Consider the following 17,395-nt stretch of genomic DNA (forward strand, 5'->3'; position numbering starts at 1 on the left):
TGGCTGGACGTAGGCTGTCTAAATGCTGCAGCGCACTCAGGAGTGACCGGTTCCTGATGGGTTGAACACCGACCAGCCTGTCGCCTCGGCAATGCGCTCCAGCGCGAGGGTGCCGAGACGGGAATTGCCGCATTCGTTCAGGCCGGGCGACCATACGGCGATTGCGGCCTTGCCCGGCGCGATCGCCAGGATGCCGCCGCCGACGCCGGACTTTCCGGGCAGGCCGACGCGGAAGGCGAAGTCGCCGGAAGCATCGTAATGACCGCAGGTCAGCATCAGGGCGTTGATGCGGCGGGCTCGTTGTGCCGAGATCACCCGCGCCCCGCCCGGCGAATGCAGGCCCCCAAGCATCAGGTAGCGCCCGGCCATGGCGAGCTGCCGGCAGCTCATGGCGATGGCGCATTGGTGGAAATAGACGCCAAGGGTCAGCGGCGCCGGATGCGTCAGATTGCCGAAGGCCTTCATGTAATTGGCCAGCGCAATATTGCGGAACCCGGTCTCCTGTTCGGCGCGCGCCACTGTCTCGTCGATGACGATCGTCTCGTCCTCGGCGAGATAGCGGATGAAGCGCAGCAATTCCCCGATCGCGACGCGCGGTTCATGCCCGGCGAGATTGATGTCGCTGACGACGAGCGCACCGGCATTGATGAAGGGATTGCGCGGAATGCCCTGCTCGCGCTCGAGCTGGACGATCGAGTTGAAGGGGGTTCCGGAAGGCTCGCGCCCGACGCGACGCCAGAGTGTGTCGCCGACCTTGCCGAGCGCCTGGGTCAGCGCAAAGACCTTTGAGACGCTCTGGATCGAGAAGGGCTCTTCGGCATCGCCGGCGGCATGCGCAACGCCGTCGGACGTGACGATGCAAAGGCCGAACTGTCCGGGATCGACATGGGCGAGAGGTGGAATATAGCTCGCGACCTCGCCCCGCTCGGGATGGGCGGCCATCTCCTCGGCCACCTCGTGGACGATTCGTCCGATCTCTGCCACGGCCGCTCTCCACTTCCCCGCACGCAGGAAGCCCGAGGGTGGCGAGGGGGTCAAGATTGTGGCGCGCCAGGCCGGCCTCGCAACGAGATTGCCGATGGCGCGATCGGTTTCCGGAGCGGCCGGATGACCGTTCTGGGGCAGGAGGGCTGCGAGCCGCAGCAGCCCCCGGATCCTGGGCTCAGTGCAGTTGGCAGGCTGAGGCCACCAGCAGCGGCTTGGTCGGGAAGGGCCGGTCAAGTTCGCTCTGCGACGCAATCATGCAGCGAGACTTGCCGCGCGACTTGGCCTGGTAGAGAGCGCCGTCTGCCGCGGCGAGCAGGGTCATCATGTCGGTGCCGTGTTCCGGCGCAAGCGCAATCCCAACCGAAGCACCCACGGTGACCTCATGCTTGTTGTCGAGCTCGTAGGGCCGCGAGATCTCGCGGATCAGCCTTTCGCCGAAACCGAGGAGCTGCGTGGCTTCGGTCTGCTCGGACAAGACGATGAACTCGTCACCACCGATCCGGGCGGCGAGATCACCATTGCGGATCATGCCGCGCAACCGCTCGGCGACGAGCTGCAACAGCCGGTCTCCGGCCATATGACCGTAGCTGTCGTTGACGACCTTGAAGCCGTCGAGATCGAGATAGATCAGCGCGAGCCGCTTCTGCCCGGCGTCGCGGGCGAAATGCGCGTCGAGCGCCTTCGTCAGGCCCGAGCGGTTCGAGAGCCCGGTCAACATGTCATGGCGGGCATGGAACTCGTTCTCGCGCTCGGCGCGCATCGTCGTGACCAACATCTTGTTGAGCGTACGGGTCGCCCGGCTCATGCTGAACAGATAGAACGGGATCTGCATGAAGACGATCAGCATGATCGGCTCGCCGAGGAAGGGCGCGGCAAAACAGCAGGCCCCGAGCGTGAGGAAGATCATCACTCCCGCGAGCCGTGGCGCCCCGAAATTGCGGAAGCAGATGCCGCCGACCATCGCGGCCGCCGACAGGCAGGCGAGCGTGGCCACGACCCAGTCGCCGCTGGTCAGGCTGATGAAGGTGCCGTAGCCGACACCGCCGGCCCAGCCGACGCCGAGCAGGATGTAGAGATCCGTTGGCGTTTCCTTGCCCTGCTTCGCCCGCTTCTGGGCGAGGAGCAGCACGAAGAGCCGCGTCACACAGCAGATGACCTCGAAAGCGCACCAGAGCACGAATGGCAGCGCCGGAATCCGCATCGCGATCAGAAACGACACCGCTATGGTGTTGATCACGCCGCCGGCGAAGATCGGCAAGGTGCCGTAGAGGCTTCCAATCAGGGCGACCCTGATGTCGGCTGGAACATCGGGGCCAGCATCGGTCAGCCAGCGCGTCAGGCGCCAGCGCGGCAAACTGTAGCTTGATGCCTGGCCACTCATGCGCGTGTTGCGACTCCCTGGCCGTGAGGTCCTGGAAGAGACCGGTTCGAGCCCGGTGCTCTTGTTCGCGGCTCATAGGGCCGAGCCGTTACGATTCCGTGTGGAAGGCGCGATGACTTGTGCACTTCCCTAAGAGCATGCTGCGAAAAATGGCAACGGTTTTTCGCATAAAGCATGCTCTAAACTATTGGAGTCGATCACGTTTTCTGCGTTTGGACGATTTCGTCCAAGCGCAGCGTGATCTAGCGTCCGATCGTCACGCCGCCGCGATTACAGGCCCTTGCCGGAAAGATTGAGCAACCGGGCCACCTGGGCATCCAAGAAACCGCTGCTGCGCGCATCGGTGAGGTTGCCATCGGCATCGAACACCTTGTCGGCGAAACTGACGGCGACCATCTCGGGCACCATCAGCGCGCCGAAGCCGAGTTCGAGTGACGTTCGCAACTGGGTCAGCCCGCGATAGGCGCCGAGCGAGCCGGTGGAGGCTCCGCCGAGCGCCACGACCTTGCCGGCAAGGCCGCTGGCGGGGGGGCCAGGCTTGGCGGTCGATGCCCAGTCGAGCGCGTTCTTCAAGGCCGGCGCGTAGCCGGCATTGTATTCGGGGCTCGCGATGTAGAGGCCGTCATGCGCGTCGATCAATGCGCGCAGTTCGTGGGCTGCCTGCGGCGCGTTGCCAAATCCGGTGGCATCGACCAGAGGAAGCGGGTAGTCGCCGAGTGAGATCTGCTTCACCTCTGCCCCGGCGGCGCGCAGCCTCCTTGCCGCCAGCGTCGCGAGCTTGGTGTTGAGTGAGCCCTCGCGCCAGGAACCGGCGAAAACGAAAATCCTAGGTGCAGGCATGCGACCTCCCCATGGCGTAGCCGGGAAGCTCCACCTGTCCGCGATCAGGAAAGCCTGCACGCTTGTTGCCGGCCTGAGAACCCGGGCTGCGGTATCGACACCATGCACGGGAAGGCGGGGTACACCACAGTGAGGGAGGCGTCGCAGTCCTATCCTGCGCGACGATAGACCCAGACGCGCGCTGGCGGGATATTCCGCAAGACCCAGTCGGACACCATGGCCTTGAGTCCCGAGCCCTTCCGGGGCACCGGCGAGATCACGGAGTAAGTGAACTGGATAAAGGGCGCGTCCTGGACGAGTAGCGTGAAAGCGTCCTTGACGAGGGCGGTGCGCGTGGCTGGCGGCCGCGTGAACAGCGGCAGGCTGGAGACGACCGCTGCGGCCTTCTCGCTCAGATGCCCGGCCAGCGTCGTCGACAGCGCATAGGCGTCGCCTTCCACCACGGTGGCGCGCGGAAAACGCTCGCGCAGCAGCTTGCAGAACTCGGGGCTGTATTCGACCAGGATCAGCCTGGACTCGTCGATGCCGCGTTCGATCAGCGCCTCGGTCACAGGGCCGGTGCCGGGACCGATCTCGATCACTGGACCAGGCGCGTTCGGATCGACGAAGGAGGCCATGCGGCGTGCCAGGAACGGGCTCGACGGTGTCACCGAGCCGGTGCGCAGCGGGTCGTCGATCCAGGATTTCAGGAAGCGGGCATCGTCGCCGAACTTCGCCTTGGCCTCATTGACCCGCGTCTTCAGCTTCCCGGCCGTGTTGCGGACCTCGCCCTCGACCTTGTAGCGCACGGCTGCGACCTTCAGCTTGGCCTCCGCCACGCTGTCCGCCAGCTCCGCGGCAGTGACGCGCATTTCACCCTCGATGCGAGCGGCAACGCTCGATTTGCCGAGCCGTCCGGCAAGCGCGCCGCGAGAATCCCGGGTGGTGGAAGAACGCGTCATGAAACCTCAGGCCTCGCCCCGCTAGCCGAAGCATCAGAACGAACAGATGCCTCTAGCGCGCAGAATTGACGTTAACCGTCAAGGCGTTCGGGTCAAGAGCGCCGCGTAGCGGTTGGGCTGTTTCAGATCAACGGTCTCGGATGGCGTTCCCGTTCGAAAAGCAAGGCCATGCGCGCGGTCAGCCGTGGGTTGAGCAAGGTGAGCCGCCCTCCCGCAAGGGAGAAGAGGCCGGCGCGGCGCAGCCGGGACCAGGTCTTGCTGGTGTGGACAAGCGACAGTCCCAGCGCGTCTGCGAGATGCTGTTGCGTCAGCGGGAACTGGAAACTGTTGTCGCTGACGAGATCGAGCGCCTCGGCTCGGCGATAAAGCGAGATCACCAGCGCCGCGATGCGCTCGCCGGCATTGCGCTGGCCGACCGAGGTCAGGTTCTCGTCGATCAGGCTTTCCTCGCGGGAGCCAAGCCACGCGATCTCGTAGGACAGCGACGGCATGTGCACGAAAAGGTCCCAGATGCGCTTGCGCGGAAAGGTGCAGAGCTCGACATCGGTCAGCGCCTCGATGCCATGCTGGGCCGCGCTCAGGAGGGAAGCCTGAAGCCCGACCAGATCGCCCGGCAGCAGGAAGTTCAGAATCTGACGCCGTCCGTCAGAGAGCGATTTGTAGCGAAAGGCCCAGCCGGAGAACAACGTGAAGAGTTCGGCATTGTCCTGCCCGGGGTGAATGACTTCCGATCCGGCAGGAACGGACCGATGATCGATCTTCATTCCCTGAATGAAGCGCATGTCCTCATCGCTCTTGTCCTTGAATGCCGGCTTCAGCCGCAATGGGCAGGCCAGGCAGGGCACTCCGAGCAGGGCTGCGCTGGCATGGTCGGGCATGGTCTTCATGACGCCATTATGCGCGGATGATCCGGCACAGCTCAATGTCAAATCGCATGCTTCGTGCGGTGCAACATATCCTCGGCGGTTGACGGAACTGGCAGATGCTTCGCGGCGTTCTAGCGCCGTGGAGCGTGGCGATCTCCAGCCTCCGGGTTATGATTGCGGCACCTCGCGATGATGCTCCGGTCAAAGACATCTCGGGCGGGAGGTGCAAGGTCATGGCTGAGAGGCCGCAACCATCCAGGCGTTTGCGCATGCGGCAGTTTTTCCGCATCGCGCTGCGGTTCTGGAGCGGCAAGACCCGGTTGCGAGCCTGGGCGCTGACGATAGCCGTCCTGGTCTTCATCGCCACACAGACGGCCACCGCCGTCGGCATCAATAGCTGGAACCGGTTCTTCTTCGACGCGCTGGAAAAGCGCGATATCGGTGCTGTCTGGTCGGTGATCGCCTGGCTGCCGGCGCTGGTCGTCGCATTCAGCCTGTCGCTCTCGGCCCTTGTGGTCAGCCGCATGCTGCTTCAGGCGCGGTGGCGGGAGGACTTGACCAGCCGTCTTGCTGGCTGGTGGATCGCCGATCAGCGCTATTACAGGCTGGGTTTCCTCACCAAGAGGCAAACCGCCCCCGAATATCGCATCGCAGACGATGTCCGGCTGGCGATCGAGCCGCTCGTTGAATTCGCGATCGGATTGATCAGCGCTGCGGTGACGGCCGCGACCTTTGCCACCATCCTCTGGCAGGTCGCAGGCTCCGCCCGCTTCATGCTCGGTGGCACGCAGGTCGTGATCCCGAGCTACATGGCGATCGCTGCGATCGCCTATGCGGTGGTTGCGTCGCTCGCTGCCTATCTCACCGGGCGACCGCTGGTTGCTCGCATTGCGGCCAAGAACGAGGCCGAGGCTCTGTTCCGGGCCGAAATGACGCGATTGCGTGAGAATGCCGAGAGTATCGCCTTGATCAAGGGCGACGCCGACGAGCGCGCATCGGTCGGCGAGAATTATGGCCGCGTCCTTGCCGCCTGGCTCCGCGTCATTCGCCAGCAGGGCGTGATCGCATTGGTGCTCAACACCAATGGAGCCTTGTTCCCGGTCGTTCCGCTGTTGCTGATCGCGCCGAAATATCTCTCTGGTGAGGTCACGCTCGGCGCCGTGATGCAGGTCGTCGCGGCGTTCAGCGCCGTTCAGGCCGCGCTGATCTGGTTCGTCGACAATTTCGTCCGGCTGGCCGAGTGGTTCGCCTCCGTCACCCGCGTCGACGAGCTGGTCGAAGAACTCGAAGCGCTCGATGTCGGCACGATCATGGAGGGTGAGACCCAGATCTCGTTCGGCGAGAGTGACGACGGCGCGATCCATATCAAGGAGCTCTCGCTCGCCCACAGCAACGGGCGCGTCGTCATTGCAGACGCGACGGTCGTGATCGAACTCGGCGAAAAGGTGCTGATCGTGGGCGAGAGCGGCTCCGGCAAGAGCACGCTGATCCGGTCGTTGGCCGGCCTCTGGCCCTGGGGCTCGGGCTCGATCCAGGTCCCTCGCGGCAAGCGCATCGCCTTCGTGCCACAGAAGCCCTACTTGCCCCTCGGCGATTTCAGGGCCGTGCTGCTCTATCCCGATTCCGAGATCCCCGTCAGCGAAGAGACCATCGTTGCCGCGCTTCGGCGCTGTGGCCTGGCCTATATGGCGAAGCGCCTGAACGAGGAGGACAATTGGGATCGCGTCCTGTCCGGCGGCGAACGCCAGCGCGTCGCCTTCGCTCGATTGCTGATCCAGAATCCCGATATCATCATCATGGACGAAGCGACTTCGGCACTCGACGAGGACAGCCAGAATTCGCTCCTTGGATTGTTCGAGGGTGAGCTTGCGCACGCCACCGTCATCAGCGTCGGCCACCGCCCCGGTCTCGAGGATTTCCATGACCGCAAGATCACGCTGGAAAAGCGCCTGGCAGGCGCCCATCTGAGCTCGCGCCGGATCGGCAAGTCGCTCTGGCGACTGTTCCGTAGCCGCCAGCCCGCCAACGAGGATGAGGTGGCCTGAGCGCTGCTCCCGGTTTTGTGATCGCGGCCAGGCGGGCAGCGGGAACCGAACCGGCGGCGTCGCGTTCTCTTCGACGTAAACTGGTCAATGGTGGCCAGTCGTGGCGTAGGGAGAGACAGATGTTGAATGACAGCCTTGCCCCCATCAAACGCGCCTTCGCTTTCTTTGGAATCATGGGCGCGGTGGTGGCCACGCTGACCTTCGGCTCGGCTCTCCAGAGCGCAACCGATCAGAGTTCGACCTCCGTCGCTGAGGCCAAGAGTCGAAATCACATCCCGACAGATAGCCAACTGGCATCGGTGGACCCCGCCCAGAGGGTCGCCGATCGGACCAAGCGCGCGATCGCGACCTCCCAGGAGGCTCGCGTCATCGGGCCCAGCGTTATTCGCTGAGCTGGGACATTCTGCGGGCAGGACATTCTGCGCGAAAGCGGAACCGGGCGCTCGGTCGCGATGCGATGGGGCGCCCTCGCGCTTGTCACGCGTGAAGCCGCCTTCGGGCGGCTTGTTTTGTCGGTGGCCGCGCCGGCTACCATGGCCCGTCGCTTGGCCTGGAGGGTCCTGTGCACCTGCGTATTCGTCACGCGACCACTTATCGCTACGCCCAGCCCGTCGAGTTCGGACCGCATCGCCTGATGCTGAGGCCGCGGGACAGTTTCGACCTGCGCGTCGTGGAAACCGCGCTCAGCATCACGCCGGCGGCGCAGTTGCGCTGGATGCATGATGCCTATGGCAATTCGGTTGCCATCGCGAGTTTCGAGGGGCAGGCCGATAGCCTCGACATCGTCAGCGAACTGGTGGTCGAGCGCTTCGGGCCGGCTCTTCCAAGCCCGGTGCTCGCGCCGGATGCGGCGATCACCGGGGTCGTCTACACTCCCTCCGAACGCGCGGCCCTCCAGCCCTATCTGGCTCTGGCAACGGCTGACCCCGATGGCGCGCTCGACCAATGGCTCCTCGCCTTTCGCGCGCGGATTGGCGCCGGAACCGGGCACCTGTTGCGGGATCTCGCCCATGCCATCAATGACACATTGACCTACGTCATTCGCTATGACGAGGGCACGCAGCACCCGCTCGACACGCTTCAGCTGGGGAGCGGCTCCTGCCGCGACTATGCGTGGCTGTTTATCGAGCTGGCGCGTCGCCTGGGCTTCGCCGCCCGTTTCGTGACCGGCTATATTCACGAACGCAGCCTGGAAAACGGAGGGCTCGTCTCACCGGCCGGCCTGACGCATGCGTGGGCTGATGTCTTCATCCCCTTCGACGGCTGGGTCGAGTTCGATCCGACCAATGATCTGGTGGCGGATCGCCAACTGCTGCGCATCGCTGTTGCTCGTGTGCCTGAGGACGCATCGCCAGTCTCTGGCAGCTATACCGGGCTCGCCGGCGCTTTCCTCGGCTTGAACGTTGGAGTCAGCATCGAACCCGTCGAGACGACCCAGTGCTGAACAGGCTCAGTCACGATGCACGATACGCCAGGAGCCCAATGAGCGCCCGCCCGGCGCGGAGACCTCGGTGGCCACGATCTGTGTCAGCAGACCAGCAAAGAGCCTGGGTGGCTCGGCATGGTCGATCTCGCGATCAGCCTCGATGCTGATTTCAATGATTTCCCGACCGATATCGGCAGCCGTGACGGTCACGGTGAGGCCCGGGCCGTGGCGCAAGGCGCGCCCCACCACGTCGACGATCAGGAAGCCGAGCGGAATGATCCGGTCGACAGAAAGTGACGACATCGTCTCGATTCGACTCATGACGCCCTGGTCGCGGCGGCGGATGAGGTTCGAGATCATCGTCATGACGTCGTCGAGGAACAGGTCGACGCGAACCGGCTGCATTTCTCCGTCGGCGAGTGTGAAGCGATAGGCTGCCGAGAGGACGTGGACGCGGCATTCGGCGTCGGCGAGCGCAAGTCTGGCTTCGCCGCGAGAATCGCGCTTGGTCAACCCGATATAACTCTGGACGACCTGGAGGCTGTTCTTCACCCGATGATGCAGCTCGCGGACCAGGAAGCGATTGTCGTCGAGGGCGTTGGAGAGCTTGCGCTGTCGCATCTCCTCCTCCTCGACCATGGTGTTGAAGGCCTCCGCCACGCTGCGCATGTCGCTCGGCATGTCCGCCGCGACCGGGGCCCGGGCGCTCGACAGTTTCGCACGCGCCCTGGCTGCCGCTTCGAGGCCGCGCAGCCAGCGCACGCAATGCCGGTCGATTGCGCGCAGGTAGACGAAGCAGAGCAGGGCGAGTGTGAGGAGCGGGGTCAGCAGCAGAATGAGGAACTGCGTCTGGGCTGCACGCTCCGCTGCGTTGTCGAAACTCGCGATCACATAGAGGTCCGGCTCGGCAACCATGCGGGCGGCATAGGCGCGGCTGGGGCCAGCCCTGCTTGCCGCCTCCCAGCGCGCCTTGACGTCGGGCACCACTTCCTGAGCCGGTAGCCAGGACTCGTCGCCTTCATCCGCTCCTCGGCTGGTGACAATTCCGCTGCCACGATGGATCAGTGCGACCGCAAGGTTCTTATCGCTCTCGCCGAGATCGAAGACCTTGTTGAGAAGGTCGGGCTCCGCGAGCAGCAGAGCTTCCTGGGTGAGCTGTTCGGGGTCATTGCTGTGAGCATAGACCGCGAGATAGCGTTGCTGATCGAGGATCACATCGTCATAGCGCACGATCGCCAGTTCTGTGCCCGCCCAGATGCGGACCGGTGGTTTGGCGCTCAGTCGCTCTGCGGTTGCGGCAAGCTTGGCGGCGGTAACGGACGGATCGAGCGAGACCGAGCAGATTTCGCCGTTGCGCATCTTGAGGTGAAGCGCGCTGTAGCCGGTCACCCGCTTCAGAACTTCGTGGGCGGCCGCATCGCAATCTCCGGTGCTCGACGTGCCCGCTGCTGCGCCCACCGTCAGCAGCGAGCGCAAGGCGCCGCGATACCAGACACGCGCGCGTACCGCATAGTCGTCCGCCGTGCGGATCTGGAAACTCTGAATCGAAGCAATGACCGTCCGATAGGTCGTGATCGCGGCGATCGCCGACAGGCAGGCGATTGGCAACGCAATTGCGACCAGCAGGGCGAGAAGCCTGCCGCGGACGGTCTTGAACCGCGCCAGTCGCATTAGGGTCGGATGGGTTCGGAGCTGGTCCTGTGAACCGCCGCTGCACTCTGACGATCGGGCCCGAGGTCATCGAGACCTTTGATCGACAGCAGCTCCGCAAGCTTGGTACGCGCCCTGTTGACGCGGCTCTTGATGGTGCCGATCGCGACGCCGCAGATCTCAGCGGCCTCCTCATAGGAGAGGCCCGTTGCGCCGACCATGATCAGCACTTCGCGCTGCTCCTCGGGCAGCTTGGCCAGGGCCTTGCGAAAATCGGCAAGATCGAGATGGCTTTCCTGATTGCCATGCACGGCCATGCGCTCGGCATAGGTGCCTTCACTGTCCTGCACCTCGCGGCCGCGCTTGCGGTAGAGCGAGTAGTAGGTGTTGCGCAGGATGGTGAAGAGCCAAGCGCGCAGGCTGGTGCCCGGTTCGAACTTGTCCGAATTGCCCCAGGCTTTGAGCAGAGTATCCTGGACCAGATCGTCAGCGAGCTGCATCGAACCCGAAAGCGACGCCGCGAAGGCACGCAGGTTCGGGATTTCCTTGATCAGACCGTCCTTGAATTCAGGGGCGCTCATCGCTTGCTTCCTCAGCGGATGAACGGCTTTCCTTGGCTTCCAGCTGCGCCAGCAGAACCAGGAATTTGTCGGGAATGGGTGCGTTGATCAGATCGTCGTAATGCGCTTTCAGCGAACGGCCAATCGATTCCTGAACCCTGGGATCCAGAATGGCTTCGAAATCCGGCTCGTCGCCTCCGTTTGACTCTGGCATCTCGATCTTCATACCACTCATCATACCCTCGCGCCGACGCCGCTCCGCTCTTCCAGGGGGCGGCGGATTGCCCTGTTCAACCGACTTTCCAATCCCGGCCGATCAAGATCAGCCGGGAGCATCATTGACACGTATGCGGCCAGATAACGGTCGAGTTTCAGAAAAGTTCCAGGCAAATCGTAAAATAAATTACTTGTCAGAAACACGTTGCGGGTGCTCACTTTCGGTAGGTTGAAGAAGGACCCGTCAATGTCGGTTGCGAAGGAAATTGCCCCGCATTTGCCCTATCTGCGCCGCTTCGCGCGAGCTTTGAACGGCACTCAGGCGAGCGGCGATGCCTATGTCGTTGAGATGCTCGAAGCGCTGGTCGTCGATCCGAACTCCTTTCCGCGCGACGTCGATACCCGCACCGGACTGTACAGGACTTTCCTGAAGCTCTGGTCTTCGGTCGGCATCAACAACCAGCCTTCTTCGGGCGGCCAGTCTTCTTCGGGCGCCGTCGAGCGCTCATCGGCCGAGCGCAATCTCAGCGCGCTGACCCCACGTCCCAGGCAGGCTTTCCTGCTGCGCACGGTCGAGGGCTTTTCGCTCGACGAGGTCTCTGCGATCATGGAGGTCTCGGCGGCGGAGGTGGCAAATCTCGTCCAGGTCGCCGGGCAGGAAATCGCCGATCAGGTCGCGACAGATGTGCTGATCATCGAAGACGAGCCCATCATCGCGCTCGATATCGAAACGATGGTCGAGGAGCTCGGACATACGGTGACCGGCGTCGCCCGGACCCATCGCGAGGCGATCGCGTCGGTCGCGAAGAAGCGACCGGGCCTGGTGTTGGCCGATATCCAGCTTGCTGACGGCAGTTCCGGCCTTGAGGCCGTCAATGAGATCCTGAGCGCCATCGACGTCCCGGTGATCTTTATTACGGCCTATCCGGAACGGCTTCTGACCGGAGACCGGCCCGAGCCTGCCTTCCTGATCACCAAGCCGTTCCAGCCGGAGGCGGTGAAGGCGGCGATCAGCCAGGCGCTGTTCTTTGATCGGCGCGCGGGACGCAAGGCCGCCTGACTTGGGTTCACTCGAACAGCGGGGTCCGCGGCGCCGTGGCGCCCCGGACCTCTTTCTCATGCGCCTTACCACCCCAGAAAATAGGCGATCAGAAGTGCCGGAAACGGCAACGCGACGATCATCGGCGCAATCCATTTCATGACATCTCTCCTGGCGCCTGGTCTCTCCTGGCGCCTGGTCGGCTCACGACCGCCGCCCCTTGCTCATTGCAATCAGGCCGGTGACCGCCGCAGCCACGAGCGCAGCGAAGAAGACGATTCTTGCTGCCACCATCGCCAGCCCTGGCACGCCACCAAAGGCCGGCATCCCTGCGACAAGCGCAGCGATCAGAAATGTCACGGTCCACCCGGACATCGAGAATCCTCAGAATTCAGCATAGATTTTGAAGCAACGGTTCTGCCGTTGCAAAAATTCCAGCTTGACTGCCCGGGCATAAGAATGTCGGGAGGAACAAGTTTTACGCGCTCTACGTTAGCTAATGGTACGTTATGAAACGTGAAGTGCGCTGTGAGTGACAAAGTTGTTCCGGATTGGTGCCTTTTGCTTGCATCGGCGGTATCTGGTTATTTGGCCGAAACGTAGAAAGCGAAATGGCCACTCAAGGTCTGGCCCTTGTTTCTCGTCGCTGCGCCACTTTTGCCCGTCCCTCTGAAATCGTGATGAGGGGCCCGTACAAGGAGGGAGATGCCCGGATGACGGCCAAGCGCATGAGGCAGTTCGCGGCATTATGCGGCATTGGCGCGGTGGTCGCGATTGTCTCCTTTTTCACGCTCTCCCAGGCCGAAGCGGCCTCCGGGGCAAAGGCTGAGACGCGCCCTGCGCCCGCCGGCTTGCCGCCACTGCGGCCGAAGGATCTGGCGCTACCGTCGCCTGCAGCAGTGCCGGTTCCCTCGGAACAGTCACCTGCGAAGCCTCGCGAAGCGCAGCCATCCGTCACTTCCAGTGCGCCCGGTGAGAGCGCCTGCATGCGGGCGTTGGCAGCCGTTGCGGGCAATCGCATTCGCCAGCCCGATGCGATGCAATACCGGGCAACGGAATCAACCTGCCAGGTGCAGGAGCCGATCGTGGTGGAGGCGCTTGCCTATCGCGCGGCTGACGGGCCGGGAACAGTTGTCTTCGCGCCGCCGGTCACGATCAGCTGTGCCATGGCGACGCGGGTTTCCCAGTGGCTTGATGACACGATCCAGCCCCTCGCCCGAGGTTATTTTGGGCAGGATCTCTCGCGCCTTCAGGTCGGGGGCGGCCATGAGTGTCGTCGGCGCAACCGCTCGACGGCTGGCCCGCTCAGCGAGCATGCGACGGGACAGGCACTCGACATCTTCGCCTTCGTCATGGGCGAGGAGCGTTCGGGCGGTGTTCGTGTCATGGTCGAGAAGCCGGCTGGCTTGGCCCAGGACCGCTTCCTGAAGGCGGTGAGGCAATCGGCTTGCGGAGCTTTCGCTACGAGCCTAGGCCCCGGCTCCGACGCCGCCCATGCCAATCATCTTCATGTCGATATCCAGCCGCGCCGCTCCGCCTCGACGCGCTTCTGCCAGTGACCGGGGGGCGCCGGCGCTCAAGCGACGCTGTCGGAGACTTCGTCGAGTTCGACGCGGTTGAACCGCCAAGGGTCGCCCGGGCGATACAGAGCGGCCGGTGCCCGGCCGGGTTCGGCCTGCGCGCGCCGTAGCGCGAGGATATTGAGCGCCGTGCTCTGGTCGAGCCCCGACGCAATCAGATCCTCAAGTTCCCAAAAGGGAGGGAGCCGATCCGGCTCGCTGCCCGTCGGCATCAGCGTCGCTTGCAGAGGTGGGCCAATACGAGTGAACATCTCACGTTTCCGTCCAGGGGCGGAATTGGAACGCAACGCTCCTGCTTAGGTTCCAGACTGATCGGGAACTGTGGAGCTATTGCGGCATTTTTTGGTAACCATGTTGTCAGGAGATTCGTCATGATCCATCGGTCTGCCAAAATTGCCGCCGCAACCGCGCTCTGCGTTGCCGTGTTGAGCTCTCTTTCAACGGCTGCCAGTGCGCAGAGCGGAGCTCCGGCAGGTCGGCTCAACTGCCATGTCGGCGGGGGGCTCAGCCTCATCGTGACGTCGCAGAAGCCAATGGAGTGCCGCTTTACGCCGCGCCGCGGGCCCATCCAGCGCTATGCCGGCATTGTGCGCAATTTCGGGCTCGATGTCGGCACGTTCAAGCGCAGCACCATGGCCTGGCGCGTCTTTGGACCTTATGCGCGGGCCCCCTTGGGAGCTTTGGCAGGCACTTATGTTGGTGCGAGCGCCGGCGCTTCGGCGGGAGCGGGAGGATCGGCGAACATGCTCATTGGTGGCGTCGATAAGGATGTCATGCTGCAACCCCTCTCGCTGCAAAACCTGCGTGGCTTCAATGTTGCTGTTGGCGTTACGGGTCTCGAGCTTTCGCTCGTCCCGTCTTCATCGCGCGGGCGTCGCTGACGCCGCCCTGTTTCCTCGCGACCGAGAGGCTTTTTGAGAGGGTTACGCTTCGCTAACCTTCTTGCCCCATGTTTAGTTCAATTTGAAGCTTTCCGTCGCGGTGCGTCCCGCGTGCCGGAACAAGGCCATGCTTCGCCGCGTTCCTCCGCCAGAGCGCGATAGATCAATGGCAGATCGAGAAAGGACGCGGGATTGATGAGCCAGATCCGCATCCTGATCGTCGAGGACGACCCTTTCATCGCGATGGATATCGAGTATGCCGTGATGGATAAGCTCGGCGAGGATGCCGAGCTTATCATCGTCGGTTCCGTCGAGGAGGCTCGGCGCGCCATCGGTTCGCCGGTTTCCTGCGCGTTGCTGGACATCGACGTTGTTGGCGGCAAGACCTTCGACGTTGCCAGAAGCCTGCTGAGCCGGGGTACGCCGATCGCGTTTGTGTCCGGCGCGACACCAGGCGATGTGCCCGACGCGTTGCGCCAGGTGCGCTTTCTGCGCAAGCCATTCTCGACGCGCGAGATTGCCAGCTTCGTATCACGCGCATTGAAGGCGCACTGACAGCCCCCTGGGGTTCTGCCCAGGGCAGTTCGCGTGGTCAGCTCAGTCCCTCGTTCAGCTCAGTCCCTCTTGGGGAATATCAGGGTGACCCGTGTCCCAGGGCGCTCTGTGCCCGGGGTGCGGGCGGCGATATCCATGGTCGCCCGCATGCTGCGCAACAGGCTTGCAATGACCGTCTGGCCGAGCCCCTTGGCTTCGGCCCGGGGCGGCATTCCAACGCCGTCATCTTCGATCGTCAGGATGAGGGTCGGCGCTTCCGCATCATCACCTCTGCCGAAGCGAATGACGACCCGCCCGGTCATGTTCCCCGGAAATGCATGCTTGATCGCGTTGGTGACGAGCTCGTTGACGATCACCACGAAGGAGACTGCGTCGCGCCCGGGCAGGCGGATCGAATCCATTTCGAGATCGATCGTGATCGGTCGACCTTCGGCCGCCTTGCCGATCTCGTCCAGCAGGTCCTCCATATAGGGGCGGGCGTCGATCTCGTCGGTCTCGATGTCGAGACGCAGCCGGCGCTGCCCGGCGGCGATCGCCTGGATGCGCGATTGCGCCTCGGCGAGGGCCGTCTTGACCGCTGGCTCCCGCGTCTGCCGGCTCTGTACATTGAGCAGAGCGGAAACCATGGCGAGGTTGTTCCCGACGCGGTGGTTGACGTCGCGCAGCAGCGCCTCGATGCGCAATCGCTCGCCTTCGAGCTGCTGTGTGCGCTCGCCGACGATCCGTTCGAGTTCCGCATTGGTCATCGCGAGCGCTGCGGAGCGGCGCTGGCGGGCTCGCACTTGCAGCCACGCCGCGAATGCGAGACCGGCCAGTGCCACCACGATCCCGATGCTGGCCCAGAGCCGCCGACGCTCCTCGCTGCGGCTTAAAGCGACGAGCTTGATGTTCTCGGCGAGCTGAATCTGCTGGATCGTCCCGCGCAGCTCTTCCATCGCCGCAATGCCATGGCCATCGCGGATAAGCGCCAGCGCTTCAGCCTGCCGGCCTTCGCGCGCAAGCGTCACGGTTGCGTCGAGTTCCTCGAACTTGCGGGCAATCTGGGCGCGGACCAGCGCCAACCGCTCGCTCTGCTGCTTGTTGTCGGAGACGAGACGCTCCAGCACCTCGAGATCGGAAGGAGCGGCGGCGCGCCCTGTGGTAAACGGGGCGAGGTAGGTTGCGGTACCCGTCAGCAGATAACCGCGCTGTCCGGTTTCAGCATCCCGGACATGCCCGAGCAGGCGTTCTGCCCGTTCGCGGATCTCGACCGAGTGAGCGACCTCGCGCGAGGTGTCGATCGCTTGCGAATTGATCCAGGCCGCCAGGATGATCGCAACGCCGACGACCGTGATGGCGGCAATGGTCGTGGTCGCGGAGCGCAGCCGCCGGGCCAGCGTCGGCAATGGCGACAAAAGGATCGGGCCTTGCGGCCTTGCTTGGGCGGACATGGGCACCGTGATAGCCGACCGAAGTCACAATCCCTATGTAAAAAGACAGGATTCGTCCATGCTCGGCGGCGCACAGCGCCTATGAGGCCGCCGCGAGCGGACTCGGGTAGCGAGGGTCTCAGCTCTCTCCGTCGGGTCCGCCGTCCCCCTTGAAGAGCTGACGTCCGAGGATCGCGCCCAGGATCACCACGCCGCCGACGAGAGCGGCGCTCCACTTCTTGCGAGAGGTCAGCAGCGAGGCGGCGATCGGGGCTGCGGCCAGAGCAGTTGCAGCGAGCGGTGGGGCCGGCCGGCGACGGCTGCTGATGAAGGCCGCGATCGCGAAGATCAGCAGACCGGCAATGACAAGCCCGCCTGCGATGATCAGGCTCGCCTGGACCTTGCCGTAAAGCTGCTCCAGCACCGCATGCAGGGCGCCGAGTGCAAAGCCGGCGGCGCAGATCATCAGCAGGGCCGCTAGCCCGTACAGGCCGTAGACGACGATATTACGCTTCACCCTGCCGCGGATTTCCGACGCCAGAAGCGCTCCCAGCCCCCCAATCATGATTTCAGCGGGCCGAAAGGAAGCCGACGAACAGTCCGACAGCCGCGGCGACGCCAAGCGCGCGCAACGGGCGCTCCTGAATTTCCGCGACGATCAGGCGCTGCAGCTCTGTCGCCTGCTCCTTGGCGACGTCGACCATCTTGTCGGTATCGACGCCGACCGCCCTGAGCTTGTCGCTGACCGTGGCAGCGAGATCCTCGGCACTCCGCGACAGGCTCTCCTGGGTATTCTCGGCTTCGGAGCGGATGCGGCGGCCCGCCGTGGCTGCGCGCTTGGCGATGCCGTCGGCACCGGCTGCGATCTCATCCCCGGCGCTCTTGACGGAAGTCTCCGCCTGACGCTTCGCGGAAGTGGGCGTCTTGGCCATGTCTGTCGTTCCCTGTGTCTGGAAAACCGGGTCAGTCGAGAAATCGACGCGTCATGGTGGCAACGCGCCATTATCGCTCCGGTTCCG

Annotated in this window: 20 protein-coding genes; 7 read left to right on the forward strand and 13 right to left on the reverse strand. The window is 63.9% G+C overall.

The features are described 5' to 3' along the window. Positions 1-36 precede the first annotated feature (36 nt). The 5 genes from FG93_RS13055 to FG93_RS13075 form a co-directional block, all read right to left on the reverse strand. Positions 37-984, reverse strand: a complete 948-nt coding sequence (locus FG93_RS13055) for a glutaminase (RefSeq protein WP_043234951.1) — start codon at positions 982-984, stop codon at positions 37-39. 178 nt (positions 985-1,162) lie between these two features. Further along, a complete protein-coding gene (locus tag FG93_RS13060) occupies positions 1,163-2,368 on the reverse strand; it encodes a GGDEF domain-containing protein (protein WP_081881512.1) in 1,206 nt (401 codons plus the stop codon). A 270-nt stretch (positions 2,369-2,638) separates the two neighbouring features. After that, positions 2,639-3,208 carry an NADPH-dependent FMN reductase gene (locus FG93_RS13065; RefSeq protein ID WP_043234953.1) on the reverse strand — a complete coding sequence of 190 codons (570 nt, stop codon included), beginning with the start codon at positions 3,206-3,208 and terminating at the stop codon, positions 2,639-2,641. A 149-nt stretch (positions 3,209-3,357) separates the two neighbouring features. Next, positions 3,358-4,149, reverse strand: a complete 792-nt coding sequence (locus FG93_RS13070; RefSeq protein WP_348270477.1) for a methyltransferase domain-containing protein — start codon at positions 4,147-4,149, stop codon at positions 3,358-3,360. A gap of 122 nt (positions 4,150-4,271) precedes the next feature. Then, positions 4,272-5,036: a Crp/Fnr family transcriptional regulator gene (locus tag FG93_RS13075; protein ID WP_244448602.1), complete on the reverse strand. Its 765-nt coding sequence runs from the start codon at positions 5,034-5,036 to the stop codon at positions 4,272-4,274. A gap of 248 nt (positions 5,037-5,284) precedes the next feature. Between FG93_RS13075 and FG93_RS13080 the strand changes: the two genes are divergently transcribed. The 3 genes from FG93_RS13080 to FG93_RS13090 all read left to right on the forward strand — a co-directional run bounded on the left by FG93_RS13080 (position 5,285) and on the right by FG93_RS13090 (position 8,504). Continuing rightward, complete coding sequence (locus tag FG93_RS13080) at positions 5,285-7,060, forward strand: ABC transporter ATP-binding protein/permease (RefSeq protein ID WP_052513705.1); 1,776 nt, start codon at positions 5,285-5,287, stop codon at positions 7,058-7,060. Positions 7,061-7,179: 119 nt separating this feature from the next. After that, a complete protein-coding gene (locus FG93_RS13085) occupies positions 7,180-7,452 on the forward strand; it encodes a hypothetical protein (RefSeq protein ID WP_043234954.1) in 273 nt (90 codons plus the stop codon). A 170-nt stretch (positions 7,453-7,622) separates the two neighbouring features. Continuing rightward, a complete protein-coding gene (locus FG93_RS13090) occupies positions 7,623-8,504 on the forward strand; it encodes a transglutaminase family protein (protein WP_052513706.1) in 882 nt (293 codons plus the stop codon). A gap of 6 nt (positions 8,505-8,510) precedes the next feature. On the opposite strand, the gene FG93_RS13095 is transcribed toward FG93_RS13090, so the two are convergent. The 3 genes from FG93_RS13095 to FG93_RS13105 are packed head-to-tail and all read right to left on the reverse strand — an operon-like array spanning position 8,511 to position 10,922. Further along, entirely contained in the window at positions 8,511-10,157 is a 1,647-nt protein-coding gene (locus FG93_RS13095) for a sensor histidine kinase (RefSeq protein ID WP_043234957.1), read from the reverse strand. After that, positions 10,157-10,717, reverse strand: coding sequence for a sigma-70 family RNA polymerase sigma factor (locus tag FG93_RS13100; RefSeq protein ID WP_043234959.1), 561 nt, complete (start codon positions 10,715-10,717; stop codon positions 10,157-10,159). Before FG93_RS13100 ends, FG93_RS13095 begins: the two co-directional genes overlap by 1 nt. Continuing rightward, positions 10,704-10,922, reverse strand: coding sequence for a NepR family anti-sigma factor (locus FG93_RS13105; protein ID WP_043234960.1), 219 nt, complete (start codon positions 10,920-10,922; stop codon positions 10,704-10,706). The genes FG93_RS13100 and FG93_RS13105 overlap by 14 nt, the downstream gene beginning before the upstream one ends. A gap of 237 nt (positions 10,923-11,159) precedes the next feature. Between FG93_RS13105 and FG93_RS13110 the strand changes: the two genes are divergently transcribed. Next, entirely contained in the window at positions 11,160-11,972 is an 813-nt protein-coding gene (locus FG93_RS13110) for a response regulator (RefSeq protein ID WP_043234962.1), read from the forward strand. Between the two features lie 183 nt (positions 11,973-12,155). On the opposite strand, the gene FG93_RS31820 is transcribed toward FG93_RS13110, so the two are convergent. Then, complete coding sequence (locus FG93_RS31820; RefSeq protein WP_043234963.1) at positions 12,156-12,326, reverse strand: DUF1328 family protein; 171 nt, start codon at positions 12,324-12,326, stop codon at positions 12,156-12,158. Positions 12,327-12,664: 338 nt separating this feature from the next. On the opposite strand from FG93_RS31820, the gene FG93_RS31205 reads away from it, so the two are divergent. Continuing rightward, a complete protein-coding gene (locus tag FG93_RS31205; RefSeq protein WP_052513707.1) occupies positions 12,665-13,510 on the forward strand; it encodes an extensin family protein in 846 nt (281 codons plus the stop codon). A gap of 17 nt (positions 13,511-13,527) precedes the next feature. Here the strand turns inward: FG93_RS31205 and FG93_RS13125 are convergent, their stop codons facing one another. Beyond that, positions 13,528-13,782: a hypothetical protein gene (locus FG93_RS13125; protein ID WP_152579422.1), complete on the reverse strand. Its 255-nt coding sequence runs from the start codon at positions 13,780-13,782 to the stop codon at positions 13,528-13,530. Positions 13,783-13,902: 120 nt separating this feature from the next. On the opposite strand from FG93_RS13125, the gene FG93_RS13130 reads away from it, so the two are divergent. Continuing rightward, a complete protein-coding gene (locus FG93_RS13130; RefSeq protein WP_052513708.1) occupies positions 13,903-14,412 on the forward strand; it encodes a DUF992 domain-containing protein in 510 nt (169 codons plus the stop codon). 195 nt (positions 14,413-14,607) lie between these two features. Further along, positions 14,608-14,967 carry a response regulator gene (locus tag FG93_RS13135; RefSeq protein ID WP_052513709.1) on the forward strand — a complete coding sequence of 120 codons (360 nt, stop codon included), beginning with the start codon at positions 14,608-14,610 and terminating at the stop codon, positions 14,965-14,967. A 59-nt stretch (positions 14,968-15,026) separates the two neighbouring features. Here the strand turns inward: FG93_RS13135 and FG93_RS13140 are convergent, their stop codons facing one another. From FG93_RS13140 to FG93_RS13150, 3 genes are all read right to left on the reverse strand, one after another. After that, positions 15,027-16,397, reverse strand: a complete 1,371-nt coding sequence (locus tag FG93_RS13140; RefSeq protein ID WP_081881515.1) for a sensor histidine kinase — start codon at positions 16,395-16,397, stop codon at positions 15,027-15,029. 118 nt (positions 16,398-16,515) lie between these two features. Next, complete coding sequence (locus FG93_RS13145) at positions 16,516-16,893, reverse strand: hypothetical protein (RefSeq protein WP_152579423.1); 378 nt, start codon at positions 16,891-16,893, stop codon at positions 16,516-16,518. Between the two features lie 52 nt (positions 16,894-16,945). Next, complete coding sequence (locus FG93_RS13150) at positions 16,946-17,308, reverse strand: DUF883 C-terminal domain-containing protein (protein ID WP_043234968.1); 363 nt, start codon at positions 17,306-17,308, stop codon at positions 16,946-16,948. Between the last annotated feature and the right edge of the window lie 87 nt (positions 17,309-17,395).

Source organism: Allobosea sp. LC85 (assembly GCF_000735605.1).
Taxonomy (GTDB): Bacteria; Pseudomonadota; Alphaproteobacteria; order Rhizobiales; family Beijerinckiaceae; genus Allobosea.

Coding starts and splice junctions, on each gene's coding strand:
- FG93_RS13060 (WP_081881512.1), bottom strand. CDS start 2,368: ATGAGTGGCCAGGCATCAAGCTACAGTTTGCCGCGCTGGCGCCTGACG.
- FG93_RS13065 (WP_043234953.1), bottom strand. CDS start 3,208: ATGCCTGCACCTAGGATTTTCGTTTTCGCCGGTTCCTGGCGCGAGGGC.
- FG93_RS13070 (WP_348270477.1), bottom strand. CDS start 4,149: ATGACGCGTTCTTCCACCACCCGGGATTCTCGCGGCGCGCTTGCCGGA.
- FG93_RS13075 (WP_244448602.1), bottom strand. CDS start 5,036: ATGAAGACCATGCCCGACCATGCCAGCGCAGCCCTGCTCGGAGTGCCC.
- FG93_RS13080 (WP_052513705.1), top strand. CDS start 5,285: ATGCGGCAGTTTTTCCGCATCGCGCTGCGGTTCTGGAGCGGCAAGACC.
- FG93_RS13085 (WP_043234954.1), top strand. CDS start 7,180: ATGTTGAATGACAGCCTTGCCCCCATCAAACGCGCCTTCGCTTTCTTT.
- FG93_RS13095 (WP_043234957.1), bottom strand. CDS start 10,157: ATGCGACTGGCGCGGTTCAAGACCGTCCGCGGCAGGCTTCTCGCCCTG.
- FG93_RS13100 (WP_043234959.1), bottom strand. CDS start 10,717: ATGAGCGCCCCTGAATTCAAGGACGGTCTGATCAAGGAAATCCCGAAC.
- FG93_RS13105 (WP_043234960.1), bottom strand. CDS start 10,922: ATGAAGATCGAGATGCCAGAGTCAAACGGAGGCGACGAGCCGGATTTC.
- FG93_RS13110 (WP_043234962.1), top strand. CDS start 11,160: ATGTCGGTTGCGAAGGAAATTGCCCCGCATTTGCCCTATCTGCGCCGC.
- FG93_RS31820 (WP_043234963.1), bottom strand. CDS start 12,326: ATGTCCGGGTGGACCGTGACATTTCTGATCGCTGCGCTTGTCGCAGGG.
- FG93_RS31205 (WP_052513707.1), top strand. CDS start 12,665: ATGACGGCCAAGCGCATGAGGCAGTTCGCGGCATTATGCGGCATTGGC.
- FG93_RS13125 (WP_152579422.1), bottom strand. CDS start 13,782: ATGTTCACTCGTATTGGCCCACCTCTGCAAGCGACGCTGATGCCGACG.
- FG93_RS13130 (WP_052513708.1), top strand. CDS start 13,903: ATGATCCATCGGTCTGCCAAAATTGCCGCCGCAACCGCGCTCTGCGTT.
- FG93_RS13135 (WP_052513709.1), top strand. CDS start 14,608: ATGAGCCAGATCCGCATCCTGATCGTCGAGGACGACCCTTTCATCGCG.
- FG93_RS13140 (WP_081881515.1), bottom strand. CDS start 16,397: ATGTCCGCCCAAGCAAGGCCGCAAGGCCCGATCCTTTTGTCGCCATTG.
- FG93_RS13150 (WP_043234968.1), bottom strand. CDS start 17,308: ATGGCCAAGACGCCCACTTCCGCGAAGCGTCAGGCGGAGACTTCCGTC.